The organism is Paracoccus sp. MKU1 (assembly GCF_001447385.1).
In the GTDB taxonomy this organism is placed as follows: Bacteria; Pseudomonadota; Alphaproteobacteria; order Rhodobacterales; family Rhodobacteraceae; genus Paracoccus.
The window spans coordinates 1-24,199 of the sequence record NZ_LLWQ01000141.1 but is presented as its reverse complement, the minus strand read 5'-3'; the positions used below and the strand labels follow the sequence as shown (position 1 = coordinate 24,199).

The window sequence follows — 24,199 nt, the reverse complement described above, 5'->3', positions numbered from 1 at the left end:
CCGGCTTTCGTTCGGGGGCGCGCGGGGGCATGCGCCCCCGCGCGCCCTTGTTCAGATGCGATTACCGGAAGGGCATCGCATACATCAGCCCGCCCTGGGTCCATTGCGCGTTCAGGCCGCGCGCCAGGCCGATGGGGGTCTGTTCGCCGATGGTGGCGGCGAAGATCTCGCCGTAATTGCCGCTGGCCTTGATGGCGCGCTTGGCCCATTCGGCATCAAGCCCGATCATCTTGCCAAGGTCGTCGGTGGTGCCCAGCAGGCGCTGGACTTCCGGGTTCTGCGAGGATTTCGCCAGCTCGTCGATATTGGCCGAGGTGACGCCGTATTCCTCGGCCGCGACCAGCGCGTAGAGCGTCCAGCGCGCGATGTCGCCCCAGTTGTTGTCGCCATGGCGCACCGCCGGGCCCAAGGGCTCCTTCGAGATGATCTCGGGCAGGATGATGTGGTTCTCCGGATCCGCGAAGCTGGCGCGGGTCGCGGCCAGGCCCGAGGCGTCGGTGGTATAGGCATCGCAGGCGCCGGCCATGTATTGCTGCTCGCCCTCGGCATTGCTGTCGATGTTGACCGGCTGGTATTCCATGTTGTTGGCCTTGAAGTAATCGGCCAGGTTCAGCTCGGTCGTGGTGCCGGTCTGGATGCAGATCGTCGCGCCGTTCAGTTCCTTGGCCGAGCTGACGCCCAGATCCTTGCGGACCATGAAGCCCTGGCCGTCGTAATAGTTGACGCCGATGAAATCCAGCTTGAGGTCGGTGTCGCGCTGGAAGGTCCAGGTCGAGTTGCGGGCCAGAAGGTCCACCTCGCCCGAGGACAGCGCCGTGAAGCGGGTCTGGCCGGTGGTGGGCACGTATTTCACCTTGGTCGCATCGCCCAGCACGGCGGCGGCCATCGCCTTGCAGAAGGCAACGTCGAAACCGGACCAATTGCCGTTCGCATCGGGGGCGGCGAAACCGATCAGGCCGGTATTCACGCCGCAATTCAGCACGCCACGGGCCTTGACCTCTTTCAGCGTGTCGCCTTCCGCGGCCAGAGCGCCCGAGGCCGCCAGAGCGACCGCCGTCACAGAGCCGAAGAATACAGATTTCTTCATTGATTTCCCCACTGTTGTTCCCGGACTCGCCCAGGAATGAGCCAATGCAAGGCCCGTTGGCGAGCCCGTTTGAGCAAGGAGCGTTTATGCCCCCATAAGCGGCATTGTGCCGATGGAGGGCGATGCGTCAAGAAAGAACCCAAACGAACCGTTTCAGCCGCGGCTGAGATGCCAGAACCGCTCAGAATCGCGCATGGCGGTCAGGCGGCTTGCAGCGACCGCCTCGGCCTCGGTGTCGCGGCCCCAGCGTTGTGCCTGAAATTCCTCGTCAATCCGGGACAGCTCATGGGCCGTCGTGGCGTCGATCCGGCCACGGATCACCGCCAGCCCCAGGATCAGCGAGCCCGGCAAGGTCACCAGATCGTGCAACGCCGTCAGGCCGAAGGGATCGAGCGATGCGACTTCTGCCCGCAATTTCAGCAGCGCGACCGGATCCTGCGGCACCGGGATCACGCCATGGGTGATGCGCAAGGGCGCCCGCAACTCGGTCGCCGCCCAGTCGATCAGCGGATCCCAGCCCTCGGCCTGGGCACGCACCAGCGCCTCGGGCGCGTCGGCGCGATAGGACAGAAGATCGGTGCCGCCGTAATCGCCCAGCATCGCCGCCACCTCGTCGAATTGCGGCGCCACCTTTTCGATGGCGGAATTGGCCGCGCGGGTCAGCGGCATGGCGTTGGGGTCGATCACCTCCCGCACCGCCTGCCATTCCCCGGCGACGGCCAGCGCCAGCGGCTCGGTCGGCAGGCGCAGCGGCTGCTTGCCCGGGGTGCGCAAGGGGCGCTCGTCCAGCAGAACGCTCCAGCCGTCCCCTTCCTTGTGGATCGCGACGGAGGCCCAGAAGCGGCGCGCCTTCCATTCACTCATCGGCCCACTCCAGCAGCGCGCGGGTCAGCGCGGGATAATCCGGCGCGACCAGATGGGCACCCGCCGCATGCAATTCCTCGACCGGGCAAAAGCCCCAGCCGACGCCGAAGCCGGCCACGCCGGCCGCCCGCGCCATTTCCATGTCGAAGGTGGAATCGCCCACCATGACCGCGCGTCCGGCCGGCACGCCGGTTTCCGACAGCGCGCTTTCCAGCATGGCCGGATGCGGCTTGGACGGATGGCCGTCGGCCGATTGCCGGGTGGTGAAGCGCCGGGTCAGCCCATGCGCATCCAGGATCGCCGCCAACCCCCGCGCCGGCTTGCCGGTGGCGATGCCCAACAGCACCCCGTCCAGCGAGGCCAGCGCGTCCAGGCAGTCCAGCGCCCCGGGATACAGCGGCGGCAGCGCCCCCGCGGTGCGCGAGGCGATGAAGGATTCGCGATAGCCGGCCACGACGCGCTCATGCAGGTCGGGCCCGGCCCCGGGCAGCAGCCGCTCGACCGCGACCGGCAACGACAGGCCGACGATGGACAGGATGCGGGCAGGCTCCAACTCGGGCAGGCCGGCAGCGCTCATGCCCCGGTTCATCGCCTGGGTGATTTCCTGCTGGCTGTCCACCAGCGTGCCGTCGATGTCGAAGAGGACCAGTCTCATGCTGTCTCGGCAAAGGGGTCTTCGGGCACGTCGTTTTCCGACCAGCCCAGCGTCTTCCAGGTGCGCGCCATATGCTCGGGCAAGGGCGCGGTGACGGTGATCAGCTTCTTGGTGATCGGATGCTCGAAGCGGATCATGCGCGCATGCAGGTGCAGCTTGCGGCTGATCTCTCCGCCAAGCTGGGCGCCCCAGCCATCGCCCAGATTCTCCTGCCCCGAACCGCCGTATTTGCCGTCGCCGACGATGGGATGGCCGATCTCGGCCATATGTGCGCGCAGCTGGTGGGTGCGGCCGGTGACCGGCACCATGGCCACCCAGCTGACCCGGCCGCCCAGGGCATCCAGCACGGCGTAGTCGGTATGGGCGCGCTTGGCGCCCTCGGTCACCGCGACGGCCGAGGGATGCACGGCCATCATCTTCTCGCCCTCGCCGCCCCGGCCGCGGCCCGGCGCCTTGACGAGCCCGTATTTGACCGAGCCCATGCGCGGATGCGGCACGCCCGCCACGGCGGCCCAATAGATCTTGCGGGTCAGCCGGTGCCGAAACGCCTCGCTGAGCGCGCGGGCGATCCGGTCGGTGCGCGCCAGCAGCAGCACGCCCGAGGTGTCCTTGTCCAGCCGGTGCACCAGCTTCGGCCGGTCCTTGTAGCCGAACATCAGCGCCTCGGTCAGCCCGTCCACATGCCGGTCGCCTTGGCCCGAGCCGCCCTGCGAAGGCAGGCCCGGCGGCTTGTTCAGCGCGATGATATGCTCGTCGCGCCACAGGACGCAGGACTGGATCATCTCGGCATCGGACTGCTTGACGCGGGGCTTCGCCACCGGCGCGGGGGCGTCGCCCTCGGGCAGCGGCGGCACGCGAATCTCCTGCCCGGCCTCGATGCGGGTATTGGCCTTGACCCGGCCGCCATCGACGCGCAGCTGACCGGTGCGGCACCATTTCTCGACCGCGCCCTGGGTCAGTTGCGGAAACCGCTTCTTCAGCCAGCGGTCGATGCGCTGCTCGCCCTCGTCCGCGCCGACGCGGATGGTCTGCACACCGCTCATGCGAAAAGCCCCCGGCCGATGGCCAGCCCGGCGATCACCGCCGCCAGCGACAGCAGGACCGAGCCCAGCACATAGCCGAGCGCGGTGGCGACCTCGCCCCGCTCCCACAGCGTCATGGTGTCCAGCGCGAAGGCGGAGAAGGTGGTGAAGCCGCCCAGCACCCCGGTCAGCAGGAAGGGCGCCAGATGCTGCCCGCCCCGATCCGCCAGCAAGGCGGCCAGCAGTCCCATCGCCAGGCAGCCGGCGATGTTCACGCTCAGCGTGCCCAGCGGAAAGCCGGGGGTCAGCCGCCCGGCCAGGATGTTGACCCCATAGCGCGCCGCGGAGCCCAAGGCCCCACCCAGCGCGACCTGAAGGAAAGTGTGTTTCATGCTTTGTCCTCTACCCGCCGCTTCTGACGCAGCCCGGCGAACCATTCAACGCGCTTTTTCAGATCGCGTTCGAATCCGCGCTCGACGGGCAGGTAAAAGACCGGGCGCTTCATGCCGTCCGGGAAATAGTTCTGGCCCGAAAAGGCATCCTCGGCGTCGTGGTCGTAGCGGTAGCCGGCGCCATAGCCCTGTTCCGACATCAGCCCGGTCGGCGCGTTCAGGATATGCTTGGGCGGCATCTGGCTGCCCGAGCGCCGCGCCAGATCGCGCGCCGCCTTGTAGGCCGCATAGCCGGCATTGGATTTCGGCGCCAGCGCCAGATAGATCGTGGCCTGCGCCAGCGCCAACTCGCCCTCGGGGCTGCCCAACCGCTCGTAAAGCGCCCAGGCGTCCAGGCAATGGCGCTGCGCCGCCGGGTCGGCCAGGCCGATATCCTCGATCGCCATGCGGGTCAGGCGGCGGGCGAGATAGCGCGGGTCCTCGCCGCCTTCCAGCATCCGCGACAGCCAGTAAAGCGCCGCATCCGGGTCGCTGCCGCGCACCGATTTGTGCAGGGCCGAGATCAGGTTGTAATGCTCGTCCCCGGACTTGTCGTATTTCGCCGCGCGCCGCATCAGCCGCTGCGCCAGCTGTTCGGGGTCGAGCTTGTCCTTGACCTTCCAGGCCATGACCTGCTCGATCAGGTTCAGCGCGGCGCGGCCATCGCCATCCGCCATCTCCAGGAGCCGGTCTCGCGCCTGGGCAGTCAGCGGCAGGCCGCGGCCCAACTCCTGCTCGGCGCGCTGCGCCAGGCGCTCCAGGTCGGCGAGGCTCAGCCGCTCCAGCACGATGACCTGGGCGCGGGACAGAAGCGCGGCGTTCAGCTCGAAACTGGGATTCTCGGTGGTGGCACCGACCAGGGTGATGGTGCCGTCCTCCATATGCGGCAGGAAACTGTCCTGCTGCGCCTTGTTGAAGCGGTGGATCTCGTCGACGAACAGCAGCGTGCCCCGCCCCTGCTGGCGGCGCAGGCGGGCGGCCTCGAAGACCTTGCGCAGTTCCGGCACCCCGGAAAAGATCGCCGAGATCTGCTCGAAGGCCAGGTCCGTCTCCTGCGCGAGGAGCCTGGCGATGGTGGTCTTGCCGACCCCGGGCGGCCCCCAGAGGATCAGCGAGGAAAGGCTGCCGGCCGCCAGCATGGCACCCAGCGGGCCGTCGGGGCCAAGAACCTTGTCCTGGCCGACGACATCGGACAGCCGGGCCGGACGGATCCGGTCGGCCAAGGGACGCGCCACCGGGCGCGCAGGTTCGCCCGCAGGGGGCGCGGTGTCGAAAAGGTCGGTCATGCGGGCGACATGTTACGCCGCCCGCATCACACGCGAAAGGCCCTCCACCCGGCGTACCTCATCAGTGCATCTTGGCCGCCAGGTTGATCGAGACGCATTGGAAATAGCCGTCGTCGATCCAGATCACCGGGCCCATGGCCTGCGCGTCCAGGCCGCAGGGCACCAGCCAGCGCGGCCAGGTCGACGCAACCAGGCACACCAGCCGCGAGGCGCCGAGTTCCCGGGCCGAATTGGTCATCTCGGCGACAAGGTTGAAATGCACGCGGCGACGTTCCCGCTGCGGGATCGTATGATCGACGAACAGCCGGCTGGCTTCCCAGGTCCCGGCCTCGACCGGCGCCGGCTCGTCCAGCAGGTTCTGCGGGATCGAGCCGCCCAAGAGGTCGAGCTGGGCATCGCGGATCATGTAGGAATACATGCCGCAGCGCGCCGTGGTGGGCGTCAGCCGCACGCCGGCCAGAACCCGGCCGTTCTCATGGATCGCCACCCAGCGGCTCATCGGGGTGTCGTACTGGTCGAACTCCATGTCGTCCGTCTGGGGCAGGTTCCAGCGCTTCTGGACGATGAAGCTTTGCTTGCGGGCGCGGAAGATGTTCGCGAACAGCTCGCCGTGATTGTGAAGGTTGGCGAAGGAAAGTGTGGTGGTCTGCATGGTCTTCTCCTGGGGTTCTTGGTGGTGGTGGCCCCCAGGTGTAAACCGCAACGGCGGACGGACCGTATTACAGCAAGCGGTAATCCTTGGCCCGTTGCAGCGCCTCGGCCGTCGTGCGCGCCATGAGTCGTTCGCGTGCCGAGATGAGACGTGCCTTGAATGCGCTTTCCGTTATACCAAGTTTGGCAGCCGCCGCTGCATGACGATCCCCCTCTGCGATACACCGAAGGGCCTCTTGCTGAGCCTTCGTCAGGCTCTCCGGCGGCTCTGTGATGTCGTGAAGCCGTCGTATCATTGTCGAGATCGTGTCGATCTCGTCATCCGTGAATTCCCGTTTGTCATGGGCAAAACAGCAAATCGTGCGCGACTTGATCGGGCCATGGGCGACCGCAAGCCCATAGTGCAGGCCGTGATCCGCCGCGTCCTGAAGAATCGAAAACGGGTCGGGAATCGGCAGCACGCTCCAGCGACAGGTCCCGGTCGTCGAGAAGCCCCAGGCGATGGTGGGATCGCGCAGGGCATAGGCCCGTTCGGAATAGCGCTGCGCCCATTCCTTGTTATAGGTCTGGAACTGCATCAACGGTGCAGCGAAACGAATGTGCAGCCCGATGAAATAGCCCGCCGGAGCGAGCTTTTTCAGCTTGGCGAGTGCTGCATTGATTTCCGCGCGAGACGACATGACTTTTTGGACAGATTGCGTTTTCTTCGGGTTACCAGGAAAAATGGCACGGTTCACAGTGTATTCAAGCAATACCGTGCTGGCGAGCGACGTTTTTCAAAATACCGTCGGGTCAATCCGCCGGCAGGGTTGGGCATAGCCGCCTTTTGCCTGCGAGCGCAAGACCAGCGCCTCGTTGCAATTCCCGTGCGTTTCCCGATATTGCACACAACTATTGGGTGAAAACGGCCCGCAGGGCACATTCCCGGCACAAGCGGCAAGAATTGCGTACTGTTGCAAAAAAGCCCGCAGCCATCGACATGGCTGCGGGCTGATACGATCGCTTAACCCTAAGAAAGAGTTAAATTTCTTATGCTTCGTCGGCAGCCGATTCGGCTTCCAGGCGGGCACGGTCGGCAGCGCCCTTGGCGCTGGTGTCGCGCTCGACGAACTCGATGATCGCCATCGGGGCCATGTCGCCATAGCGGAAACCGGCCTTCATGATGCGGACATAGCCGCCTTGACGATCCTTGTAACGGGCGCCGAGCACGTCAAACAGCTTGGCGACATGGCTGTCCTGCTTCAGCTGGGCGGCGGCCTGACGGCGGGCATGCAGATCGCCGCGCTTGGCCAGCGTGATCAGTTTCTCGACGATGGGACGCAGTTCCTTGGCCTTGGGCAGGGTGGTCTTGATCTGCTCATGCTCGATCAGCGAGCCGGCCATATTGGCGAACAGCGCCTTGCGGTGCTCGTGGGTGCGGTTCAGACGGCGATAGCCGCGGGCGTGACGCATGATGGTTCTCCTTCACGTCTTTTTGCTTTGTCCGGCGGCCCATGCGTGCGGGCCGCTCTCCTTGGGGCGGGATGCCCGGTCTTGCGGGGGCGTCGCCGCCCCCGAAACTCAGAACTGGTCGTCGAAACGCTTGGCCAGATCCTCGATATTCTCCGGCGGCCAGTCCACGACGTCCATGCCGAGATGCAGGCCCATGCTGGACAGCACCTCCTTGATCTCGTTCAGCGACTTGCGGCCGAAGTTCGGGGTGCGCAGCATCTCGGCCTCGGTCTTCTGGATCAGGTCGCCGATATAGACGATGTTGTCGTTCTTCAGGCAGTTGGCCGAACGAACCGACAGCTCCAGCTCGTCCACCTTCTTCAGCAGGCGCGGGTCGAATTCCAGCCCATCCTCGGCATCCGAGCGGGTCGCGGTTTCCGGCTCGTCGAAGTTCACGAAGACCGACAGCTGGTCCTGGATGATGCGCGCGGCATAGGCGACGGCGTCTTCCGGGGTCAGCGAGCCGTCGGTCTCGACCTTCATGGTCAGCTTGTCATAGTCCAGCACCTGGCCCTCGCGGGTCGGCGTGACCTCGTAGCTGACGCGCTTGACCGGCGAGAAGATGGCGTCGATCGGGATCAGGCCGATGGGCGCGTCCTCGGGGCGGTTCTTGTCGGCGGCGACATAGCCCTTGCCATTGGCGACGGTCAGCTCCATGTGCAGCTCGGCGCCCTCGTCGAGATGGCAGATGACATGGTCGCGGTTCAGGATGGTGATGCCGGCGGTTTCCTGGATGTCGCCGGCCTTGACCTCGCCCGGACCCTTGGCCGAGAGCGTCAGGCGCTTGGGCGCGTCCACATCCATCTTCAGCGTCACGCCCTTGAGGTTCAGGACGATGTCGGTCACGTCCTCGCGCACGCCGGGGACGGACGAGAATTCATGCAGCACGTTGTCGATCTGCACCGAGGTGATGGCCGCACCCTGCAACGAGGACAGCAGCACCCGGCGCAGCGCATTGCCCAGCGTCAGGCCGAAGCCGCGCTCCAGCGGTTCCGCCACGACAGTGGCCACACGGGACGAATCGGCGCCCGGCTTGATTTCAAGCTGGGTGGGCTTGATGAGTTCGGCCCAGTTCTTGTGGATCATGCGTTTGCCTCCATACCAGTTTCCAACCCATGACCGGTGGTCGGAAACGCCCGAGGTGAAATGCGAAAAGCGCGCCCCGCGCGGAAAGCCCGCGCGGAACGCGTCAAAATCCCAAAGGATCAGACCCGGCGGCGTTTCGGCGGGCGGCAGCCGTTATGCGCGATCGGGGTCACGTCGCGGATCGCCGTGATGTTGAAGCCGACGGCGGCCAGGGCCCGCAGCGCCGATTCGCGGCCCGAGCCGGGACCCTGCACTTCGACTTCCAGCGTGCGGACGCCGTGTTCCTGGGCCTTCTTACCGGCATCCTCGGCGGCCATCTGGGCGGCGTAGGGGGTCGATTTGCGCGAGCCCTTGAAACCCATGGTGCCGGCCGACGACCAGGAGATCGCGTTGCCCTGCACGTCCGAAATCAGGATCTTGGTGTTGTTGAAGGACGAGTTCACATGCGCCACGCCGGTGGCGATGTTCTTGCGTTCCTTGCGCTTGATACGGGTTTTATCGCGTGCCATGTCCGTTCCCCCTTACTTCTTCTTGCCGGCGATGGGCTTCGCCGGGCCCTTGCGGGTGCGGGCATTGGTGTGGGTGCGCTGGCCGCGAACCGGCAGGCCGCGACGGTGGCGCAGGCCACGATAGGAACCCAGATCCATCAGGCGCTTGATGTTCATCTGCGTCTCGCGGCGCAGGTCGCCCTCGACGGTGTAGTTGGCGTCGATGTATTCGCGGATCTTCAGAACTTCGGCATCCGACAGCTCGTTCACGCGGCGGGTCGGCTCGATGCCGACGGCGGTGACGATCTCGTCGGCGAATTTCGAGCCGATCCCGTGGATATAGGTCAGGGCGATCGGGACGCGTTTCCCGGTCGGAATGTTGACGCCAGCAATACGAGCCACGCGTGTTTCCTTTTCCATGTTGCGGTTCCGTAGCGCCGGAACCTTTTTTCACAACCAAAGACCCGAAAGCCATGCCTTCGGGCCTTGAAGCGACACCCGGAACATCCAGGTGATTCTCTTGCGAGATGCTGCGAATTAAGGGATTTGTCGTCCGAGGTCAAGCCTAGGACGGGAGCTTGTCCAGCACCCTGGCGATCTGGCCGGCCACCTCGTCGATCTCGGCCAGACCATCGACCGGGTTCAGGTTGCCCTTGACATAGTAATAGCCGATCAGCGGCGAGGTCTTCTTGTAATATTCCATCAGCCGGGTCTTGAGGCTTTCCTCGTTGTCGTCGGCGCGCCGGCGCAGGTCGGTCGAGCCGCAGACGTCGCATTTCCCCGGCTCTTTCGTCGGCTTGGTCACGTCGTGATAGACCTCGCCGCAATTGCCGCAGGTGAAGCGGCCCGAAATGCGCGAGACCAGCGCGGCATCGTCCACCCGCATCTCGATCACCGCGTCGATGCGCTGGTCCATCTCGGCCATCAGCGCCTGGAGCGCGTCGGCCTGGGCCAGGGTGCGCGGGAAGCCGTCGAAGATGAAACCCTTGCCGCCCTGCCCCAGCTTTTCGCGGATCAGGCCGATGACGATCTCATCCGTCACCAGCTCGCCCCGGTCCATCACCTCGGCCACGCGCTTGCCCATCTCGGTGCCCGAGTTGCGCGCCTCGCGCAGCATGTCACCGGTCGAGAGCTGGACGAGACCGCGCTCGTCGATCAGTCGCCGGGCCTGGGTGCCTTTGCCTGCGCCGGGCGGGCCCAGCAGAATGATGTTGATCGCCATGTCGTCGTCCCTCTCCTACCCTTTATGGTGGGTTTACCCCTTAACGGCGTGCCGGAGCCTTGCGGGGCTTGGCGGCCCCGGTCTTGCCACGCTTGCCGCGCAGTTGCGATTTCTCGATCAAACCTTCGTATTGATGGGCCAGCAAGTGGCTTTGCACCTGGTTGATCGTGTCCATGACGACGCTGACCACGATCAGCACCGAGGTTCCGCCGAAATAGAAGGGGATCGCCAGCTGGTCACGGATGATCTCGGGCAGCAGGCAGACGAAGGCCAGGTAGGCCGAGCCGATCACCAGCACACGCGTCACCACATAGGTCAAATAGTCCTCGGTCCGCTTGCCCGGGCGGATGCCGGGGATGAAGCCGCCCTGATTCTTCAGGTTCTCGGCCACGTCCTCGGTCTTGAAGCTGACGTTGAAGGTGTAGAAATAGGTGAAGAACACGATCATCGCCGCGAAGAACAGCAGGTAGAGCGGCTGTCCCGGACCGAAATAGGCCAGGACCGTGGACATGATCGGGCCGGTCTGGTTGCCCGAGAAGGTCGAGATCGTCACCGGCAGCAGCAAGAGCGAGCTGGCGAAGATCGCCGGGATCACGCCCGCCGGGTTCACCTTGATCGGCAGGTGCGAGGACTGGCCGTCATAGATCTTCATCCCGACCTGGCGGCGCGGATACTGGATGTGGATCTTGCGCAGCGCACGTTCCATGAACACCACGAAGGCGATCACCGCCGCCACCATGATCATCACGCCCAGAATCACCGGGGTCGAGACGGCGCCAGAGCGGCCCTGGGCCAGGAACTGCGCCAGGCTGCCCGGAATCTCGGCCACGATACCGACGAAGATGATCAGCGAGATGCCGTTGCCGATGCCGCGGGCGGTGATCTGCTCGCCCAGCCACATCAGGAACATGGTGCCGCCGACCAGGGTGATGACCACCGAGGCGCGGAAGAACATCCCCGGCTCATGCGCCAGGTTGCCATGCTCCAGGCTGACGGCCAGGCCCCAGGCCTGGAACAGCGCCAGCGCCACCGTGCCATAGCGGGTATACTGGTTGATCTTCTTGCGGCCCTGCTCGCCCTCTTTCTTCATCTGCTCCAGTGCCGGGACCATGGAGGCCAGCAGCTGCACGATGATCGAGGCCGAGATATAGGGCATGATGCCGAGCGCAAAGACGCCCATCCGTCCCAGCGCGCCGCCGGTGAACATGGACAGGATGCCGCCGATGCCGGCCTGCGCCTGATCCATGAAGTTGCGCAGCGCGGCGCCGTCGATGCCGGGCACCGGGATATAGGTGCCGAGGCGGTAGATGATGAGAAGTCCGAGGGTGAACCAGATTCTCTGGCGCAGCTCGGTCGCCTTGCCGAGCGCGCCCCAGGAAAGGTTCGCGGCCATCTGTTCTGCGGCTGACGCCATGCTTCGTGCCCCTTCGTGGCAGCGCCGCCGGATCGTTTCCCGATCCCGCGGCGCCTGGAAAACTTGACAGCTATCTATGGGGCGCGCGCGCGCCCTTCAACAGCTTATTCGGCCGCGGCTGCTTCTTTGGCCGGGCGGGTGACGGTCAGCTTGCCGCCGGCCTTCTCGACGGCCTCGACGGCGGCCTTCGACGCGCCCGCCACGGTCAGGTTCAGCGCCGCCTTGATCTCGCCCTTGGCCAGCACGCGAACGCCGTCCAGCTTGCGGCGGATGACGCCGGCGGCGACCAGCGCGTCCTCGGTCACGTCGGCTTTCGCATCCAGCTTGCCCGCATCGACGAAGGCTTGCAGCTGGCCCAGGTTCACCACCGCGAACTCCAGGCGATTCGGCTTCGAGAAGCCGCGCTTGGGCAGGCGGCGATACAGCGGCATCTGGCCGCCTTCATAGCCGTTCAGCGCCACGCCGGAGCGCGAGGTCTGGCCCTTGATACCGCGGCCGGCGGTCTTGCCCTTGCCCGAGCCGGGACCGCGCGCGACGCGCTTCTTCTTGCGGTTGGCGCCGGGATTGTCGTGCAGTTCATGCAGTTTCATGTCGCTTCTCCTTGCCGGAAACGCCCCATGAAGCGAAAGGGGGGCGGACACGGCGTTTCTTGCTTGTTGAGTCGGCCCGAACGGGCGAGACGCGCGCTTATACGCAGTTTCCCTGCCGCACGCAACAGCGGCGAAAGGCGGCACAACCACACGGAGCGACCTGCCGCAAACGGACTTCCGGGTCCGGGCCCGATGGCGGAGTCGCGCGCACGCTGCCACGACAGGTCAAAATTCGAACCAGGTTCCCAGCTTCACCGTCGCTTCCCCCGGCCCCGACAGCGGCACGATCACGCCCAGTTCCAGCTTGGCCGGCCCCCACAACCCGCGCACGGCCGAGACCGCCAATTTTCCGGAAAAGCCGGTGTCGTCGCGCTGCTCGAAGCGGAACTGGTTGATCAGCATCAGCGCGTCGGTTGCGTGCCAGCCCAGCGTCAGATCCAGCTTGTGGGCGGTTTCGGGGGTCAGGTAAGTCGGATCCTCCCATATGACATTCGGCTCACCCGGGAATTCCCGGGTGATCGCGGCGAGCTTCGAGCGGGTCTCGACGGCCAGCCAGCCGCCACCGGATAGAAGGCGCAGCACGGGAATGCTGTCGAAGCCCCTGCCCCAGCCCGTGCCGATCTGCCCCAGCGGATGATGGCGCCCGTCGCGCCAGATGGCGCCCAGGCCCAGCGACACCGCCCAATGGTTCGGCCCCCCGCCCCGGCCAAGCGCCCGCTGCCACCACAGCAGGACGGTGCGCTCGCCCCGGGTATCGCCCAGTTCGAGCCCCAGCGTATTGCGCGGCCCCAGCCCGTATTCCGTGTAGAGGCTGGCATAGCGGTTGTCCTCGCGGTCCTGCTCGGCTGAGAGCGCAGCGAAGAACCCGCCGGGATCGCGCGCCCATGGCCCGGCCAGCGAGGCCGAGGACAGCAGAAACAGCGCCACCAGACCGCAAAGAATGCCGCGCATATGCCCTCCGCCCCCCGCCCGGTTTGCGGCAGGCTAGCCGGAAAGGATTAGCGAATGGTTAACCGGCAAAGGAAAACGCCCCGGATCTCTCCGGGGCGCGTTCCTGAAGGTCGCGAGGGGCTGAAATCAGCCGCGCTCTTCGATGATAGTGACCAGATGCGGGATCTTCGCGACCATGCCGCGCACGGCCGGGGTGTCTTCCAGCTCGCGGGTGCGGTGCATCTTGTTCAGGCCCAGGCCCTTCAGCGTCTCGCGCTGGATGGCCGGACGGCGGATCGGCGAGCCGATCTGCTTCACGACGATGGTTTTAGCCATATGCCTGTCTCCTTACGCTTCGACGGCGGCTTCGGCCGGCTTGTCGCTGGACGGCAGGATCTCGGCCACCTTCTTGCCACGGCGCTGTGCGACGTTGCGGGGCGAGGCTTCCTTCTTGAGGCCGTCGATGGTGGCGCGGATCATGTTGTAGGGGTTCTGCGACCCCTGCGACTTGGCCACGACGTCCTGGACGCCCAGCATCTCGAACACGGCACGCATCGGACCGCCGGCGATGATGCCGGTGCCCGGAACGGCGGTGCGCATGATGACCTTGCCGGCGCCGTGACGGCCCTCGATGTCATGGTGCAGGGTGCGGCCGTCGCGCAGCGGCACGCGGATCAGGCTGCGCTTGGCCTGCTCGGTCGCCTTGCGGATCGCCTCGGGCACTTCCTTGGCCTTGCCCTTGCCGAAGCCGACGCGGCCACGCTGGTCGCCGACCACCACCAGAGCGGCAAAGCCGAAGCGCTTGCCGCCCTTGACGGTTTTCGACACGCGGTTGATCGCTACCAGACGGTCTGCGAATTCCGGGGTTTCCTCGCGCTCTTCGCGGCGGCCCCGACGGTGTTCACGTTCTGCCATAAGGCATTTCCTCATACGCTGGCGCGCGTCCCGCGCCGTTAAAGCCGATCCTGGTGGGCCGCAGGCAAAGCCAGCGGCCCCCGGATCATCGGGGTGGCGCAGCCGCCACCCGCAATCGTCAGAACTTCAGACCGCCTTCGCGGGCGGCATCGGCCAAGGCCTTGATCTTGCCGTGGAACAGGAAGCCGCCGCGGTCGAAGATCACTTCCTCGACGCCGGCCTTCTTCGCGCGCTCCGCAATGGCAGCGCCGATCTTGGCCGCGGCTTCCAGGTTGTTCTTGCCGACGACGCCCAGGTCCTTCTCGAGCGACGAGGCAGCGGCCAGGGTGACCCCCTTCACGTCGTCGATCACCTGGACGCTGATGTTCTTGGAAGAACGGTGGACGGAAAGCCGCGGACGGCCGTCCGAGATCTTCCGCAACTTGTTCCGCACGCGCAGGCGGCGCTTCTGGAACAGCTCTCTCTTGTTCAGTGCCATTTTCGCGCCCCTTACTTCTTCTTGCCTTCCTTGCGGAAGACGACCTCACCCTTGTAGCGGATGCCCTTGCCCTTGTAGGGCTCGGGGCGGCGCCACTCGCGGATGTTCGCGGCGACCTGGCCGACCAGCTGCTGGTCGATGCCTTCCACCACGATCTCGGTCTGTTTCGGAGCCGAGATGGTCACGCCTTCCGGCGTTTCGAAGTTCACGTCATGCGAATAGCCCAGCGAGAGCTTCAGGGTCTTGCCCTGCATCTGGGCGCGATAGCCGACGCCCTGGATTTCCAGCTCTTTCTTGAAGCCTTCGCTGACGCCGACGGTCAGGTTCTCGACCATCGAGCGGGTCATGCCCCACTGCTGGCGGGCCCGTTTCGACAGGCCGCGCGGGGTCACCTTGACGGCGCCCTCCTCGACGGCCAGCGTCACGTCGTCGGTCGCGGTGAAGCTGCGGCTGCCTTTCGGGCCCTTGACCTCGATGGTCTGGCCCTTGATCTCCGCGGTCACGCCCTTGGGGAGGGCGACCGGTTTCTTACCAATCCGAGACATCTCTGCCCTCCTTAGAACACGGTGCAGAGGACTTCGCCGCCGACATTGGCGCTGCGAGCCGCTGCATCAGACATGACGCCCTTGGGCGTCGAGACGATGGAGACGCCGAGGCCGTTGCGGACCATCGGGATTTCCTTGGCGCCGGCATAGACGCGGCGGCCGGGCTTGGACACGCGGGCCAGTTCACGGATGACCGGAGTGCCTTCGAAATACTTCAGGCTGATTTCCAGTTCCTTGTGACCGGCCTCGGTGGTCACTTCTTCGTAGCCGCGGATGTAGCCCTCGGCTTTCAGCACGTCCAGAACCCAAGCGCGCAGCTTGGAGCCCGGGGTGCGGACGGTCGACTTGCCGCGCATCTGAGCGTTGCGGATGCGGGTCAGCATATCGCCGAGCGGATCGTTCATCGACATATTGCCCCCTTACCAGCTCGATTTGACCATGCCGGGGATCTGGCCGAACGAGCCGAGCTCGCGCAGCATGATCCGCGACAGTTTCAGTTTACGGTAATACGCATGCGGACGGCCGGTGAGCTGGCACCGGTTGTGCAGACGCGTGGCCGAGGAGTTGCGCGGCAGTTCAGCCAGTTTCAGGCTGGCTTTGAAGCGCTCTTCCATCGGCAGGGACTGATCGTGGACGATCTCGTTCAGCGCGGCGCGCTTGGCGGCGTATTTCTGAACCAGACGCTCGCGCTTCTTCTCGCGCTCGACCATGGATTTCTTAGCCATATCTTCTTCCCTCCGCGATCAGCTGTTGAAAGGCATGTTGAATGCCTTCAGCAGAGATTTCGCTTCCGCGTCGGTCTTCGCGGTGGTGCAGATGATGATGTCCATCCCCAGAACTTCGTCGACCTTGTCGAAGTTGATTTCCGGGAAAACGATGTGCTCCTTCAGGCCCATGGCATAGTTGCCGCGGCCGTCGAAAGCCGAGCCCTTGACGCCGCGGAAGTCGCGGACGCGGGGCAGTGCGATGTTGATCAGGCGGTCCAGGAATTCGTACATCCGGTCGCCGCGCAGCGTCACCTTGCAGCCCAGCGGCATCTCTTCACGGACGCGGAAGCCGGCGATCGACTTCTTGGCCTTGGTGATGACGGCTTTCTGGCCGGCGATGAGCGACAGCTCCTCGGCGCCCTGCTTGACCTTCTTGGTATCTTTGACGGCCTCGCCGATGCCCATGTTCAGGACGATCTTGTCCAGGCGCGGGATCTGCATGTCGTTCTTGTAGCCGAACTCTTCCTTGAGCGTGGCGCGGATCTGGTCCTTGTAGAGCGACTTGAGGCGCGGGGTGTAATTGGCTTGGTCCAGCATCAGATCACGTCTCCCGTGGTCTTGGCGAAGCGGACCTTCTTGCCGTCTTCCACGCGGAAGCCGACGCGGGTCGCTTTGCCGTTCTTGTCCAGCAGCGCCAGGTTCGACAGGTCGATCGGCATGGCTTTCGCCACGCGGCCGCCCTGGGTGTTCTGGGTCTGGCGCTGGTGACGGATCGCGATGTTGACGCCGTCAACGACCGCCTTGTTCTCTTTCGGGAACACCGCGGCGATCTCGCCCTGCTTGCCCTTGTCCTTGCCGGTCAGCACGACGACCTTGTCGCCCTTTTTCAGCTTGGCAGCCATTACAGCACCTCCGGCGCGAGCGAGATGATCTTCATGAAGTTCTTGGCGCGCAGCTCGCGCACGACCGGACCGAAGATACGGGTGCCGACCGGCTCGCCCTGGTTGTTCAGGATGACAGCGGCGTTGCGGTCGAAGCGGATCGAGGTGCCGTCCTCGCGCTTCACTTCTTTCGCGGTGCGCACGACGACGGCCTTGCGGACGTCGCCCTTCTTCACGCGGCCGCGCGGAATGGCCTCCTTGACGGAGACGACGATGATGTCGCCCACCGACGCATAGCGACGGTGCGAACCACCCAGGACCTTGATGCACTGCACCCGGCGCGCGCCGGAGTTGTCAGCGACATCCAGATTGGTCTGCATCTGGATCATTTGGTTACTCCCGACCTTTGGGGACCGGCACGACCATGATCATGGGCCGGCCCCAGGGTATCGATTAAACTGGGCCTCAGGCCGAAGCCTCGGTGGCTTCGGTCAGCACGGTCCAGCGCTTGGTCTTCGAGATCGGCGCGCATTCGACGATGCGAACGGTGTCACCGACCTTGAACTGGTTCTGCGCGTCATGCGCGCGGTATTTCTTGGACGACCGCACGGTCTTGTGCAGCAGCGGATGCTTGAAGCGACGCTCGACCAGGACGGTGACGGTCTGTTCGTTCTTGTCGCTGACGACCTTGCCTTGCAGGATGCGTTTGGGCATGGACCGGGCTCCTTAGTTCGACGCCGCGGCTGCCGCCGCTTTCTGGTTCAGAATGGTTTTCACGCGGGCGACGTCGCGGCGGACGGCGCGCATGCGGGCGGTCGATTCGAGCTGGCCGGTGGCCTGCTGGAAGCGCAGGTTGAACGCTTCCTTCTTCAGCGCGAGCAGCTGTTCCTTCAGCTGGTCAGGCGTCTTGTCTTTCAGTTCCTGCGCTTTCATGCGCCTTTTCCTTTCAACATCACCGGAGAGCCCCTGCATGCAGGGCCACCCTGATTCCGGTGGAGTTTCATGATGAAGGCTTGCCCATACAGGCATCGCCGGTTTTTGGCAACCCTCTTTGCGGGAGCAGCTGCAAATGAAGTGCCCCGCCGATCTCCGGCGGGGCCCATCTTTCTCAGCCCGGTTGACGGGGCGCCGATGCGTGCCCGCCTCGGGACTTACCAGTCTTCGCGCGCGACGATACGGGTCAGCACCGGCAGCTTCTGCGCGCCCAGGCGCAGGGCTTCGCGGGCGATGGCGTCGTTCACGCCGTCGATCTCGAACATGATCCGGCCGGGATGGACGCGGGCGGCCCAGTAATCGACCGAACCCTTGCCCTTACCCATCCGCACTTCGGTCGGCTTCGAGGAAACCGGAACGTCCGGGAAAATCCGGATCCAGACCCGGCCCTGACGCTTCATGTGGCGGGTGATCGCGCGGCGGGCCGCCTCGATCTGGCGCGCGGTGACGCGCTCGGGCTCGATGGCCTTCAGCGCGTAGGAGCCGAAGTTCAGGTTGAACCCGCCCTTGGCTTCGCCGTGGATGCGGCCCTTGTGCTGTTTGCGGAACTTGGTCCGTTTCGGTTGCAGCATTGCTTCTTCTCCTTAGCGCGCGTCGCGGTCGCGATCACGGCGCGGGCCGCGGGGCGACGGGCCGTCCTGCGCTTCGGTGGCGCGGCGGTCGCGGGCCTGCGGGTCGTGCTCCATGATCTCGCCCTTGAAGATCCAGACCTTCACGCCGATGATCCCGTAGGGGGTCGAGGCCTCCGACAGCGCATAGTCGATGTCGGCGCGCAGCGTGTGCAGCGGCACGCGGCCCTCGCGGTACCATTCGGTGCGGGCGATCTCGGCGCCGCCCAGGCGGCCCGACACGTTCACCCGGATGCCCAGGGCGCCCATGCGCATGGCGTTCTGCACCGCGCGCTTCATGGCGCGACGGAACGACACCCGGCGCTCGAGCTGCTGGGCGATCGACTCGGCCACCAGCTGGGCGTCCAGTTCGGGCTTGCGGACCTCGACGATGTTGAGGTGCAGCTCCGAGCCGGTGAAGTTCGCCAGCTTCTTGCGCAGGGTCTCGATATCGGCGCCTTTCTTGCCGATGATGACACCCGGGCGCGCGGCATAGATCGTCACGCGGCATTTCTTGTGCGGACGCTCGATCACGACGCGGCTGACGCCGGCCTGCTTGGCTTCCTTGCGGATGAAGTCGCGGATCTTCAGGTCTTCCAGCAGCAGATTGCCGTAATCCTTGTCATCCGCATACCAGCGGCTGTCCCAGGTGCGGTTGACCTGGAGACGCATCCCGATGGGGTTTACCTTCTGACCCATTACGCGCGCTCCTCGACCTGACGCACCTTGATGGTGATTTCCGAAAACGGCTTCATGATCTTGCCGTAACGACCACGGGCGCGCGGACGGCCACGCTTCATGACCAGATTCTTGCCGACCCAGGCCTCGGCGACAATCAGATTGTCCACGTCGAGGTTATGGTTGTTCTCGGCATTGGCGATGGCCGATTGCAGGCATTTCTTGACATCGCCTGCAATGCGCTTGGACGAGAAGGTCAGGTCGGCCAGGGCCTTGTCCACCTTCTTGCCGCGGATCATCGCCGCCACCAGGTTCAGCTTCTGCGGCGAGGTGCGAAGCATCTTGGTTTTCGCAAACGCCTCGTTCTCCGCCACGCGGCGCGGATTTTGTTCCTTACCCATGACGCTTACTTCCTTTTCGCTTTCTTGTCGGCGGCGTGACCGTAATAGGTCCGCGTCGGCGAATATTCACCGAACTTCTGGCCGATCATCTCCTCGGTCACCGAGACCGGGATGTGCTTCTGGCCGTTATAGACGCCAAAGGTCAGGCCGACGAATTGCGGCAGGATGGTCGAACGACGCGACCAGATCTTGATGACATCCGACTTGCCGGACTCGCGGGCTTTCTCGGCCTTGCGAAGCACATAGGCATCGACAAAGGGGCCCTTCCAAACAGAACGTGCCATGGATTAACGCCCCTTCTTCGCGTGACGCGACCGCAAGATGTACTTGTCGGTCGATTTGTTCGAGCGGGTCTTGGTACCCTTGGTGCCTTTGCCCCAGGGGGTGACCGGGTGACGGCCGCCCGAGGTCCGACCCTCACCACCGCCATGCGGGTGGTCGATCGGGTTCATGGCGACACCGCGCACGCTCGGGCGGATGCCCTTGTGACGGTTGCGGCCGGCCTTGCCGAGGTTCTGGTTCGAGTGGTCGGCGTTCGACACCGCACCGATGGTGGCCATGCATTCCTGGCGCACCATGCGCAGCTCGCCCGAGGACAGGCGGATCTGGGCATAGCCGCCGTCGCGGCCGACGAACTGGGCATAGGTGCCCGCCGAGCGGGCGATCTGGCCGCCCTTGCCGGGCTTCAGCTCGACATTGTGGACGATGGTGCCGATCGGCATGCCGCTGAAGGGCATGGCGTTGCCGGGCTTCACGTCGACCTTGGCGCCGGCGATCACCTTGTCGCCAACGGCCAGACGCTGCGGGGCCAGGATATAGGCCTGCTCGCCGTCTTCGTATTTGATCAGCGCGATGAAGGCGGTGCGGTTGGGATCGTATTCGATCCGCTCGACGGTCGCCGAAACATCGAACTTGGTGCGCTTGAAATCGACGATGCGATAGAGACGCTTCGCCCCGCCGCCCTTGCGGCGCATCGTGATCCGTCCGGTGTTGTTCCGGCCGCCGTTCTTGGTCAACCCTTCCGTGAGGGACTTGACCGGGCGCCCTTTCCAAAGCTCCGAACGGTCGATCAGAACCAGCCCACGCTGGCCAGGCGTCGTCGGCTTATACGACTTGAGTGCCATGCTTTCTGTCTTCCGTTGCTTTGGACCAAAGCTAGGTCCGTTTCAGTCAAATGGCGACGGCCCCGCTGCCGGGGCCGTCGATTCGTCGGCTTCTATCAGAGGCCGGTCGAGACGTCGATGCTGTTGCCAGCTTCGAGCGTCACATAGGCCTTCTTCACGTCCGAGCGGACGCCGGGGCGGCCGCGGAAACGCTTGGTCTTGCCCTTGGTGATGGTCGTGTTGACGGCCTTCACCTTGACGTTGAACAGGGCCTCGACGGCCTGCTTGATCGCCGGCTTGGTCGAATCCTTGGCCACCTGGAAGACATAGGCGTTGGCGTCGGAAACCAGCGTCGCCTTCTCGGTGATGATCGGCTTGACGATCACGTCGTAATGTTCGGGTTTCACGCTCATTTCAGGCGAGCCTCCAGAGCTTCGACACCGGCGCGCGTCAGCACGAGCGTGTCGCGACGCAGGATGTCATAGACGTTGGCACCCATCGAGGGCAGCACATCGACGCCTTCGAGGTTGCGGGCGGCGCGGGCGAAATTCTCGTTCACCTCGGCACCGTCGATCACCAGGACGCGCTTCCAGCCGTTTTCCTTGACCGCCTTGGCGACGGCCGCGGTCTTGGCTTCCGCGATGTTCAGGCTGTCGATCACCACCAGCTCACCCGCGGCAGCCTTGGCCGACAGCGCGTGCTTCAGGCCAAGCGCACGGACCTTCTTGGGCAGGTCGAAGGCGTGGCTGCGCGGGGTCGGGCCCTTGTAGACGCCGCCGTGACGGAAAATCGGCGCCTTGCGGGAACCGTGGCGGGCGCCGCCGGTGCCCTTCTGGCGATAGATCTTCTTGGTCGAGTAGCTGACATCCGACTTGCCCAGCACCGAATGGGTGCCCGCCTGCGCCTTCGCGCGCTGCCAGCGCACGACGCGATGCAGGATGTCCGCACGCGGCTCGAGCCCGAAGATGTCATCGCTCAGGTCGATGTCCCCGGCCTTGCCGGCATCGAGCGTGATAACGTCGAGTTTCATCAGTTGTCTCCTTCGGGCGCGGCGGCCTCGGCAGGGGCGGCAGCCTCGGCCTGGGCAGCTTTCGAACGGGTCGCGGCCGGGAAAACGGTGTTTTCGGCCAGCGGCTTCTTCACGGCGTCCTTGATGGTGACCCAGCCGCCCTTCGAACCCGGGACCGAGCCCTTGACCATGATCAGGCCACGCTCGGCATCGGTCTTGACGACCTGCAGGTTCTGGGTGGTGACGCGGACGGCACCGAGATGGCCGGCCATCTTCTTGCCCTTGAACACCTTGCCGGGGTCCTGGCACTGGCCGGTCGAACCGTGCGAACGGTGGCTGATCGACACGCCGTGCGAGGCGCGCAGGCCGCCGAAGTTGTGCCGCTTCATCGCGCCGGCAAAGCCCTTGCCGATCGAGGTGCCGGCGATGTCGACATACTGGCCTTCGAAGTAATGGTCGGCGACGATCTCCTCGCCCACTTCGACCAGGTTCTCGGGCGAGACGCGGAATTCTGCGATCTTGCGCTTGGGCGCGACATTCGCCTTGGCGAAATGGCCACGCAGCGCGGCGGTCGTGCGCTTGGCCTTGGCCTCGCCCGCGCCGAGCTGCAGCGCCACATAGCCGTCTTTCTCGGCGGTGCGCTGAGCGATGACCTGCACGTTGTCCACGTGCAGAACGGTGACGGGCACCTGACGCCCGTCTTCCAGGAACAGCCGGGTCATGCCCAGCTTCTTGGCGATAACACCAGTCCGCAGCATGATGGCCTCCTTAAACCTTGATCTCGACATCCACGCCGGCGGCGAGGTCGAGCTTCATCAGGGCGTCAACGGTCTGGGGGGTCGGATCGACGATGTCCAGCAGACGCTTGTGCGTGCGGATTTCCCACTGGTCGCGGGATTTCTTGTCGATATGCGGACCGCGCAGAACGGTGAATTTCTCGATCTTGTTGGGCAGCGGAATCGGACCGCGGACCTGCGCGCCGGTGCGCTTGGCGGTGTTCACGATTTCCTGCGTGCTGGCATCCAGGACGCGGTAATCGAACGCCTTCAACCGGATGCGGATATTCTGGCTTTGCATTCTCATCCCTCTTGCGGGGAGTTCAAGTTGAGAGGCTGACGACACACCACGCACCGCCAGCGTCGAACCGTATAAACAAGAGCAGGCCGCCCCATGACATGGCGGCCCGGCACAAGGCGACCGATTCTGAAAAGATCGGCAGCGATGCGGCTACATGCACGAGCAAGCCCGGCTCGTCAAGAGGCTCTCGCCATGCGCCTTGCCCGGCGCGGCCCTCCCGCGCAGCATCCCGACCTCGATCAGCCTGAAGAACGGTCCGGATAGCGACCGCTGCCGTTCCTGCCGCCGCCCGTTTGGTCCATGCCTTGGTCGCGGCCGTATCCTCGACCATCGCCATCCCGCATTCCGGCATATCCGCCCCCGGCAGGAACAGTCCGTCCAATGCTTTCTCACGGCCGCAGCCCCATTGCCAGGGACCCGAAGGCACGCATCAGCCGGCCGGTAAGAGCCGCCTCTTTCCTGCCGAAGGATCGCCCCCGTTCCGGCACGAAACCGCTCCGGCCGGTGCCTTTTGCGCGCCGATATCCGGGCTGCGGCCTGCCCCGCTTCTTTCGTGCTCCAATATCCCGGGGTCCGGGGCAGAGCCCCGGAAGGCCGCGCCCCGCAAAAGAAAAAGGCCGCCCCGTCCGGAGCGGCCTTCCTGTCGCGATATCCCAAACGGGATCAGCCGATGCTCCCGGCGGGGGACAGGGGCCCGAAAGCCACCGCCCGGACCCGCATCACTTCAGGATCTTCGACACCACGCCGGCGCCCACCGTGCGGCCGCCCTCGCGGATGGCGAAGCGCAGCTTCTCCTCCATCGCGATCGGCGCGATCAGCTCGACCGTGAACTTCAGGTTGTCGCCCGGCATCACCATCTCGGTGCCCTCGGGAAGCTTCACCGTCCCGGTCACGTCCGTGGTGCGGAAGTAGAACTGCGGGCGGTAGTTCGCGAAGAACGGCGTGTGCCGGCCACCCTCTTCCTTGGTCAGGATATAGGCCTCGGCCTCGAACTCGGTATGCGGCGTCACCGAGCCGGGCTTGGCCAGAACCTGGCCGCGCTCCACGCCGTCGCGCTCCACGCCGCGCAGCAGCGCGCCGATGTTGTCGCCGGCCTCGCCGCGGTCCAGAAGCTTGCGGAACATCTCGACGCCGGTGCAGGTGGTCTTCTTGGTCGGGCGGATGCCGACGATCTCGAGCTCGTCGCCCACGTTCACCGCGCCGCGCTCCACCCGGCCGGTCACCACGGTGCCGCGGCCCGAGATCGAGAACACGTCCTCGATCGGCATCAGGAACGGCTGGTCCACCGCGCGCTCGGGCGTCGGGATGTATTCATCGACCGCGGCGATCAGCGCCCGGATCGAATCCTCGCCGATCTCCTTGTCGCGGCCTTCCAGCGCCGCCAGCGCCGAGCCCTTGATGATCGGGATGTCGTCGCCGGGATAGTCGTAGGAGGACAGAAGCTCGCGCACTTCCATCTCGACCAGTTCCAGAAGCTCCGGGTCGTCCACCTGGTCGACCTTGTTCAGGTAGACCACCATGTAGGGGATGCCGACCTGGCGGCCCAGCAGGATGTGCTCGCGGGTCTGCGGCATCGGGCCGTCGGCG

The 24,199-nt window shown here is 65.1% G+C and carries 38 protein-coding genes; all 38 read right to left on the bottom strand.

What is annotated here, in order from left to right; all coding sequences use genetic code 11:
- Positions 1-61: 61 nt before the first annotated feature.
- Complete coding sequence (locus AQY21_RS09215; protein WP_058097380.1) at positions 62-1,087, bottom strand: amino acid ABC transporter substrate-binding protein; 1,026 nt, start codon at positions 1,085-1,087, stop codon at positions 62-64.
- 153 nt (positions 1,088-1,240) lie between these two features.
- Complete coding sequence (locus AQY21_RS09210; RefSeq protein WP_058097379.1) at positions 1,241-1,951, bottom strand: ATP12 family chaperone protein; 711 nt, start codon at positions 1,949-1,951, stop codon at positions 1,241-1,243.
- Positions 1,944-2,606, bottom strand: a complete 663-nt coding sequence (locus AQY21_RS09205; protein ID WP_058097378.1) for an HAD-IA family hydrolase — start codon at positions 2,604-2,606, stop codon at positions 1,944-1,946. Before AQY21_RS09205 ends, AQY21_RS09210 begins: the two co-directional genes overlap by 8 nt.
- Positions 2,603-3,649 (bottom strand): RluA family pseudouridine synthase, encoded by a 1,047-nt coding sequence (locus AQY21_RS09200; protein WP_058097377.1) that lies wholly within the window; start codon positions 3,647-3,649, stop codon positions 2,603-2,605. Before AQY21_RS09200 ends, AQY21_RS09205 begins: the two co-directional genes overlap by 4 nt.
- Positions 3,646-4,020 carry a fluoride efflux transporter CrcB gene (crcB, locus tag AQY21_RS09195; protein ID WP_058097376.1) on the bottom strand — a complete coding sequence of 125 codons (375 nt, stop codon included), beginning with the start codon at positions 4,018-4,020 and terminating at the stop codon, positions 3,646-3,648. Before crcB ends, AQY21_RS09200 begins: the two co-directional genes overlap by 4 nt.
- A complete protein-coding gene (locus AQY21_RS09190) occupies positions 4,017-5,345 on the bottom strand; it encodes a replication-associated recombination protein A (RefSeq protein WP_058097375.1) in 1,329 nt (442 codons plus the stop codon). Before AQY21_RS09190 ends, crcB begins: the two co-directional genes overlap by 4 nt.
- 61 nt (positions 5,346-5,406) lie before the next feature.
- Positions 5,407-5,997, bottom strand: a complete 591-nt coding sequence (locus tag AQY21_RS09185) for an acyl-homoserine-lactone synthase (protein ID WP_058097374.1) — start codon at positions 5,995-5,997, stop codon at positions 5,407-5,409.
- 67 nt (positions 5,998-6,064) lie between these two features.
- The gene (locus AQY21_RS09180) at positions 6,065-6,676 is read right to left on the bottom strand and encodes an autoinducer binding domain-containing protein (protein ID WP_058097373.1); all 612 of its coding nucleotides are present in this window, start codon (positions 6,674-6,676) and stop codon (positions 6,065-6,067) included.
- Positions 6,677-7,025: 349 nt separating this feature from the next.
- Positions 7,026-7,448 carry a 50S ribosomal protein L17 gene (gene rplQ / locus AQY21_RS09175; protein WP_058097372.1) on the bottom strand — a complete coding sequence of 141 codons (423 nt, stop codon included), beginning with the start codon at positions 7,446-7,448 and terminating at the stop codon, positions 7,026-7,028.
- 108 nt (positions 7,449-7,556) lie between these two features.
- A complete protein-coding gene (locus AQY21_RS09170; protein WP_058097371.1) occupies positions 7,557-8,573 on the bottom strand; it encodes a DNA-directed RNA polymerase subunit alpha in 1,017 nt (338 codons plus the stop codon).
- A 119-nt stretch (positions 8,574-8,692) separates the two neighbouring features.
- Positions 8,693-9,082 (bottom strand): 30S ribosomal protein S11, encoded by a 390-nt coding sequence (gene rpsK, locus AQY21_RS09165; RefSeq protein ID WP_011747123.1) that lies wholly within the window; start codon positions 9,080-9,082, stop codon positions 8,693-8,695.
- Positions 9,083-9,094: 12 nt separating this feature from the next.
- The gene (rpsM, locus tag AQY21_RS09160) at positions 9,095-9,463 is read right to left on the bottom strand and encodes a 30S ribosomal protein S13 (protein ID WP_058097434.1); all 369 of its coding nucleotides are present in this window, start codon (positions 9,461-9,463) and stop codon (positions 9,095-9,097) included.
- A gap of 163 nt (positions 9,464-9,626) precedes the next feature.
- Positions 9,627-10,283, bottom strand: coding sequence for an adenylate kinase (locus tag AQY21_RS09155; RefSeq protein WP_058097370.1), 657 nt, complete (start codon positions 10,281-10,283; stop codon positions 9,627-9,629).
- 40 nt (positions 10,284-10,323) lie between these two features.
- Complete coding sequence (secY, locus tag AQY21_RS09150; RefSeq protein WP_082658054.1) at positions 10,324-11,697, bottom strand: preprotein translocase subunit SecY; 1,374 nt, start codon at positions 11,695-11,697, stop codon at positions 10,324-10,326.
- A gap of 104 nt (positions 11,698-11,801) precedes the next feature.
- Entirely contained in the window at positions 11,802-12,287 is a 486-nt protein-coding gene (rplO, locus tag AQY21_RS09145) for a 50S ribosomal protein L15 (protein ID WP_058097368.1), read from the bottom strand.
- A gap of 225 nt (positions 12,288-12,512) precedes the next feature.
- Complete coding sequence (locus tag AQY21_RS09140) at positions 12,513-13,238, bottom strand: hypothetical protein (protein WP_058097367.1); 726 nt, start codon at positions 13,236-13,238, stop codon at positions 12,513-12,515.
- A gap of 126 nt (positions 13,239-13,364) precedes the next feature.
- On the bottom strand, positions 13,365-13,553 hold the full coding sequence (gene rpmD, locus AQY21_RS09135) for a 50S ribosomal protein L30 (RefSeq protein WP_028713559.1): 189 nt from the start codon (positions 13,551-13,553) through the stop codon (positions 13,365-13,367).
- A 12-nt stretch (positions 13,554-13,565) separates the two neighbouring features.
- Positions 13,566-14,132, bottom strand: coding sequence for a 30S ribosomal protein S5 (gene rpsE / locus AQY21_RS09130; RefSeq protein WP_058097366.1), 567 nt, complete (start codon positions 14,130-14,132; stop codon positions 13,566-13,568).
- Between the two features lie 118 nt (positions 14,133-14,250).
- A complete protein-coding gene (gene rplR / locus AQY21_RS09125; protein WP_058097365.1) occupies positions 14,251-14,610 on the bottom strand; it encodes a 50S ribosomal protein L18 in 360 nt (119 codons plus the stop codon).
- 11 nt (positions 14,611-14,621) lie between these two features.
- Positions 14,622-15,155, bottom strand: a complete 534-nt coding sequence (rplF, locus tag AQY21_RS09120) for a 50S ribosomal protein L6 (RefSeq protein WP_058097364.1) — start codon at positions 15,153-15,155, stop codon at positions 14,622-14,624.
- Positions 15,156-15,166: 11 nt separating this feature from the next.
- A complete protein-coding gene (rpsH, locus tag AQY21_RS09115; RefSeq protein WP_058097363.1) occupies positions 15,167-15,565 on the bottom strand; it encodes a 30S ribosomal protein S8 in 399 nt (132 codons plus the stop codon).
- Positions 15,566-15,574: 9 nt separating this feature from the next.
- Entirely contained in the window at positions 15,575-15,880 is a 306-nt protein-coding gene (gene rpsN / locus AQY21_RS09110; protein WP_019351974.1) for a 30S ribosomal protein S14, read from the bottom strand.
- Between the two features lie 18 nt (positions 15,881-15,898).
- Positions 15,899-16,459 (bottom strand): 50S ribosomal protein L5, encoded by a 561-nt coding sequence (rplE, locus tag AQY21_RS09105; protein WP_036698471.1) that lies wholly within the window; start codon positions 16,457-16,459, stop codon positions 15,899-15,901.
- Complete coding sequence (gene rplX, locus AQY21_RS09100; RefSeq protein WP_028713565.1) at positions 16,459-16,764, bottom strand: 50S ribosomal protein L24; 306 nt, start codon at positions 16,762-16,764, stop codon at positions 16,459-16,461. Before rplX ends, rplE begins: the two co-directional genes overlap by 1 nt.
- Positions 16,764-17,132, bottom strand: coding sequence for a 50S ribosomal protein L14 (rplN, locus tag AQY21_RS09095; protein ID WP_010400243.1), 369 nt, complete (start codon positions 17,130-17,132; stop codon positions 16,764-16,766). The genes rplX and rplN overlap by 1 nt, the downstream gene beginning before the upstream one ends.
- A gap of 76 nt (positions 17,133-17,208) precedes the next feature.
- Positions 17,209-17,457: a 30S ribosomal protein S17 gene (rpsQ, locus tag AQY21_RS09090; RefSeq protein WP_028713566.1), complete on the bottom strand. Its 249-nt coding sequence runs from the start codon at positions 17,455-17,457 to the stop codon at positions 17,209-17,211.
- Positions 17,458-17,469: 12 nt separating this feature from the next.
- Positions 17,470-17,676, bottom strand: a complete 207-nt coding sequence (rpmC, locus tag AQY21_RS09085) for a 50S ribosomal protein L29 (RefSeq protein ID WP_058097362.1) — start codon at positions 17,674-17,676, stop codon at positions 17,470-17,472.
- 218 nt (positions 17,677-17,894) lie between these two features.
- Complete coding sequence (gene rplP / locus AQY21_RS09080) at positions 17,895-18,308, bottom strand: 50S ribosomal protein L16 (RefSeq protein WP_024844057.1); 414 nt, start codon at positions 18,306-18,308, stop codon at positions 17,895-17,897.
- A 12-nt stretch (positions 18,309-18,320) separates the two neighbouring features.
- Positions 18,321-19,043 (bottom strand): 30S ribosomal protein S3, encoded by a 723-nt coding sequence (rpsC, locus tag AQY21_RS09075; protein WP_058097361.1) that lies wholly within the window; start codon positions 19,041-19,043, stop codon positions 18,321-18,323.
- Entirely contained in the window at positions 19,043-19,423 is a 381-nt protein-coding gene (gene rplV, locus AQY21_RS09070) for a 50S ribosomal protein L22 (RefSeq protein ID WP_011747105.1), read from the bottom strand. Before rplV ends, rpsC begins: the two co-directional genes overlap by 1 nt.
- 5 nt (positions 19,424-19,428) lie before the next feature.
- On the bottom strand, positions 19,429-19,707 hold the full coding sequence (rpsS, locus tag AQY21_RS09065) for a 30S ribosomal protein S19 (protein WP_010400236.1): 279 nt from the start codon (positions 19,705-19,707) through the stop codon (positions 19,429-19,431).
- Positions 19,708-19,710: 3 nt separating this feature from the next.
- Positions 19,711-20,547 carry a 50S ribosomal protein L2 gene (rplB, locus tag AQY21_RS09060; protein WP_058097360.1) on the bottom strand — a complete coding sequence of 279 codons (837 nt, stop codon included), beginning with the start codon at positions 20,545-20,547 and terminating at the stop codon, positions 19,711-19,713.
- Positions 20,548-20,642: 95 nt separating this feature from the next.
- Positions 20,643-20,939 (bottom strand): 50S ribosomal protein L23, encoded by a 297-nt coding sequence (locus AQY21_RS09055; protein ID WP_058097359.1) that lies wholly within the window; start codon positions 20,937-20,939, stop codon positions 20,643-20,645.
- Entirely contained in the window at positions 20,936-21,556 is a 621-nt protein-coding gene (gene rplD, locus AQY21_RS09050) for a 50S ribosomal protein L4 (protein WP_058097358.1), read from the bottom strand. The genes AQY21_RS09055 and rplD overlap by 4 nt, the downstream gene beginning before the upstream one ends.
- Positions 21,556-22,293 (bottom strand): 50S ribosomal protein L3, encoded by a 738-nt coding sequence (rplC, locus tag AQY21_RS09045; protein ID WP_036747352.1) that lies wholly within the window; start codon positions 22,291-22,293, stop codon positions 21,556-21,558. Before rplC ends, rplD begins: the two co-directional genes overlap by 1 nt.
- Positions 22,294-22,303: 10 nt before the next feature.
- Entirely contained in the window at positions 22,304-22,612 is a 309-nt protein-coding gene (gene rpsJ / locus AQY21_RS09040) for a 30S ribosomal protein S10 (RefSeq protein WP_010400227.1), read from the bottom strand.
- Between the two features lie 22 nt (positions 22,613-22,634).
- On the bottom strand, positions 22,635-22,994 hold the full coding sequence (locus AQY21_RS09035; protein ID WP_152988175.1) for a hypothetical protein: 360 nt from the start codon (positions 22,992-22,994) through the stop codon (positions 22,635-22,637).
- A gap of 337 nt (positions 22,995-23,331) precedes the next feature.
- On the bottom strand, positions 23,332-24,199 hold an 868-nt coding region (locus tag AQY21_RS09030), incomplete at its 5' end, for an elongation factor Tu (protein WP_058097356.1).

What these genes read in the sequence shown, in the direction of transcription:
- AQY21_RS09215 (WP_058097380.1), bottom strand. Translation starts at nt 1,087, where the DNA reads ATGAAGAAATCTGTATTCTTCGGCTCTGTGACGGCGGTCGCTCTGGCG.
- AQY21_RS09210 (WP_058097379.1), bottom strand. Translation starts at nt 1,951, where the DNA reads ATGAGTGAATGGAAGGCGCGCCGCTTCTGGGCCTCCGTCGCGATCCAC.
- AQY21_RS09205 (WP_058097378.1), bottom strand. Translation starts at nt 2,606, where the DNA reads ATGAGACTGGTCCTCTTCGACATCGACGGCACGCTGGTGGACAGCCAG.
- AQY21_RS09200 (WP_058097377.1), bottom strand. Translation starts at nt 3,649, where the DNA reads ATGAGCGGTGTGCAGACCATCCGCGTCGGCGCGGACGAGGGCGAGCAG.
- crcB (WP_058097376.1), bottom strand. Translation starts at nt 4,020, where the DNA reads ATGAAACACACTTTCCTTCAGGTCGCGCTGGGTGGGGCCTTGGGCTCC.
- AQY21_RS09190 (WP_058097375.1), bottom strand. Translation starts at nt 5,345, where the DNA reads ATGACCGACCTTTTCGACACCGCGCCCCCTGCGGGCGAACCTGCGCGC.
- AQY21_RS09185 (WP_058097374.1), bottom strand. Translation starts at nt 5,997, where the DNA reads ATGCAGACCACCACACTTTCCTTCGCCAACCTTCACAATCACGGCGAG.
- AQY21_RS09180 (WP_058097373.1), bottom strand. Translation starts at nt 6,676, where the DNA reads ATGTCGTCTCGCGCGGAAATCAATGCAGCACTCGCCAAGCTGAAAAAG.
- rplQ (WP_058097372.1), bottom strand. Translation starts at nt 7,448, where the DNA reads ATGCGTCACGCCCGCGGCTATCGCCGTCTGAACCGCACCCACGAGCAC.
- AQY21_RS09170 (WP_058097371.1), bottom strand. Translation starts at nt 8,573, where the DNA reads ATGATCCACAAGAACTGGGCCGAACTCATCAAGCCCACCCAGCTTGAA.
- rpsK (WP_011747123.1), bottom strand. Translation starts at nt 9,082, where the DNA reads ATGGCACGCGATAAAACCCGTATCAAGCGCAAGGAACGCAAGAACATC.
- AQY21_RS09155 (WP_058097370.1), bottom strand. Translation starts at nt 10,283, where the DNA reads ATGGCGATCAACATCATTCTGCTGGGCCCGCCCGGCGCAGGCAAAGGC.
- secY (WP_082658054.1), bottom strand. Translation starts at nt 11,697, where the DNA reads ATGGCGTCAGCCGCAGAACAGATGGCCGCGAACCTTTCCTGGGGCGCG.
- rplO (WP_058097368.1), bottom strand. Translation starts at nt 12,287, where the DNA reads ATGAAACTGCATGAACTGCACGACAATCCCGGCGCCAACCGCAAGAAG.
- AQY21_RS09140 (WP_058097367.1), bottom strand. Translation starts at nt 13,238, where the DNA reads ATGCGCGGCATTCTTTGCGGTCTGGTGGCGCTGTTTCTGCTGTCCTCG.
- rpmD (WP_028713559.1), bottom strand. Translation starts at nt 13,553, where the DNA reads ATGGCTAAAACCATCGTCGTGAAGCAGATCGGCTCGCCGATCCGCCGT.
- rpsE (WP_058097366.1), bottom strand. Translation starts at nt 14,132, where the DNA reads ATGGCAGAACGTGAACACCGTCGGGGCCGCCGCGAAGAGCGCGAGGAA.
- rplR (WP_058097365.1), bottom strand. Translation starts at nt 14,610, where the DNA reads ATGGCACTGAACAAGAGAGAGCTGTTCCAGAAGCGCCGCCTGCGCGTG.
- rplF (WP_058097364.1), bottom strand. Translation starts at nt 15,155, where the DNA reads ATGTCTCGGATTGGTAAGAAACCGGTCGCCCTCCCCAAGGGCGTGACC.
- rpsH (WP_058097363.1), bottom strand. Translation starts at nt 15,565, where the DNA reads ATGTCGATGAACGATCCGCTCGGCGATATGCTGACCCGCATCCGCAAC.
- rpsN (WP_019351974.1), bottom strand. Translation starts at nt 15,880, where the DNA reads ATGGCTAAGAAATCCATGGTCGAGCGCGAGAAGAAGCGCGAGCGTCTG.
- rplE (WP_036698471.1), bottom strand. Translation starts at nt 16,459, where the DNA reads ATGCTGGACCAAGCCAATTACACCCCGCGCCTCAAGTCGCTCTACAAG.
- rplX (WP_028713565.1), bottom strand. Translation starts at nt 16,764, where the DNA reads ATGGCTGCCAAGCTGAAAAAGGGCGACAAGGTCGTCGTGCTGACCGGC.
- rplN (WP_010400243.1), bottom strand. Translation starts at nt 17,132, where the DNA reads ATGATCCAGATGCAGACCAATCTGGATGTCGCTGACAACTCCGGCGCG.
- rpsQ (WP_028713566.1), bottom strand. Translation starts at nt 17,457, where the DNA reads ATGCCCAAACGCATCCTGCAAGGCAAGGTCGTCAGCGACAAGAACGAA.
- rpmC (WP_058097362.1), bottom strand. Translation starts at nt 17,676, where the DNA reads ATGAAAGCGCAGGAACTGAAAGACAAGACGCCTGACCAGCTGAAGGAA.
- rplP (WP_024844057.1), bottom strand. Translation starts at nt 18,308, where the DNA reads ATGCTGCAACCGAAACGGACCAAGTTCCGCAAACAGCACAAGGGCCGC.
- rpsC (WP_058097361.1), bottom strand. Translation starts at nt 19,043, where the DNA reads ATGGGTCAGAAGGTAAACCCCATCGGGATGCGTCTCCAGGTCAACCGC.
- rplV (WP_011747105.1), bottom strand. Translation starts at nt 19,423, where the DNA reads ATGGGTAAGGAACAAAATCCGCGCCGCGTGGCGGAGAACGAGGCGTTT.
- rpsS (WP_010400236.1), bottom strand. Translation starts at nt 19,707, where the DNA reads ATGGCACGTTCTGTTTGGAAGGGCCCCTTTGTCGATGCCTATGTGCTT.
- rplB (WP_058097360.1), bottom strand. Translation starts at nt 20,547, where the DNA reads ATGGCACTCAAGTCGTATAAGCCGACGACGCCTGGCCAGCGTGGGCTG.
- AQY21_RS09055 (WP_058097359.1), bottom strand. Translation starts at nt 20,939, where the DNA reads ATGAGCGTGAAACCCGAACATTACGACGTGATCGTCAAGCCGATCATC.
- rplD (WP_058097358.1), bottom strand. Translation starts at nt 21,556, where the DNA reads ATGAAACTCGACGTTATCACGCTCGATGCCGGCAAGGCCGGGGACATC.
- rplC (WP_036747352.1), bottom strand. Translation starts at nt 22,293, where the DNA reads ATGCTGCGGACTGGTGTTATCGCCAAGAAGCTGGGCATGACCCGGCTG.
- rpsJ (WP_010400227.1), bottom strand. Translation starts at nt 22,612, where the DNA reads ATGCAAAGCCAGAATATCCGCATCCGGTTGAAGGCGTTCGATTACCGC.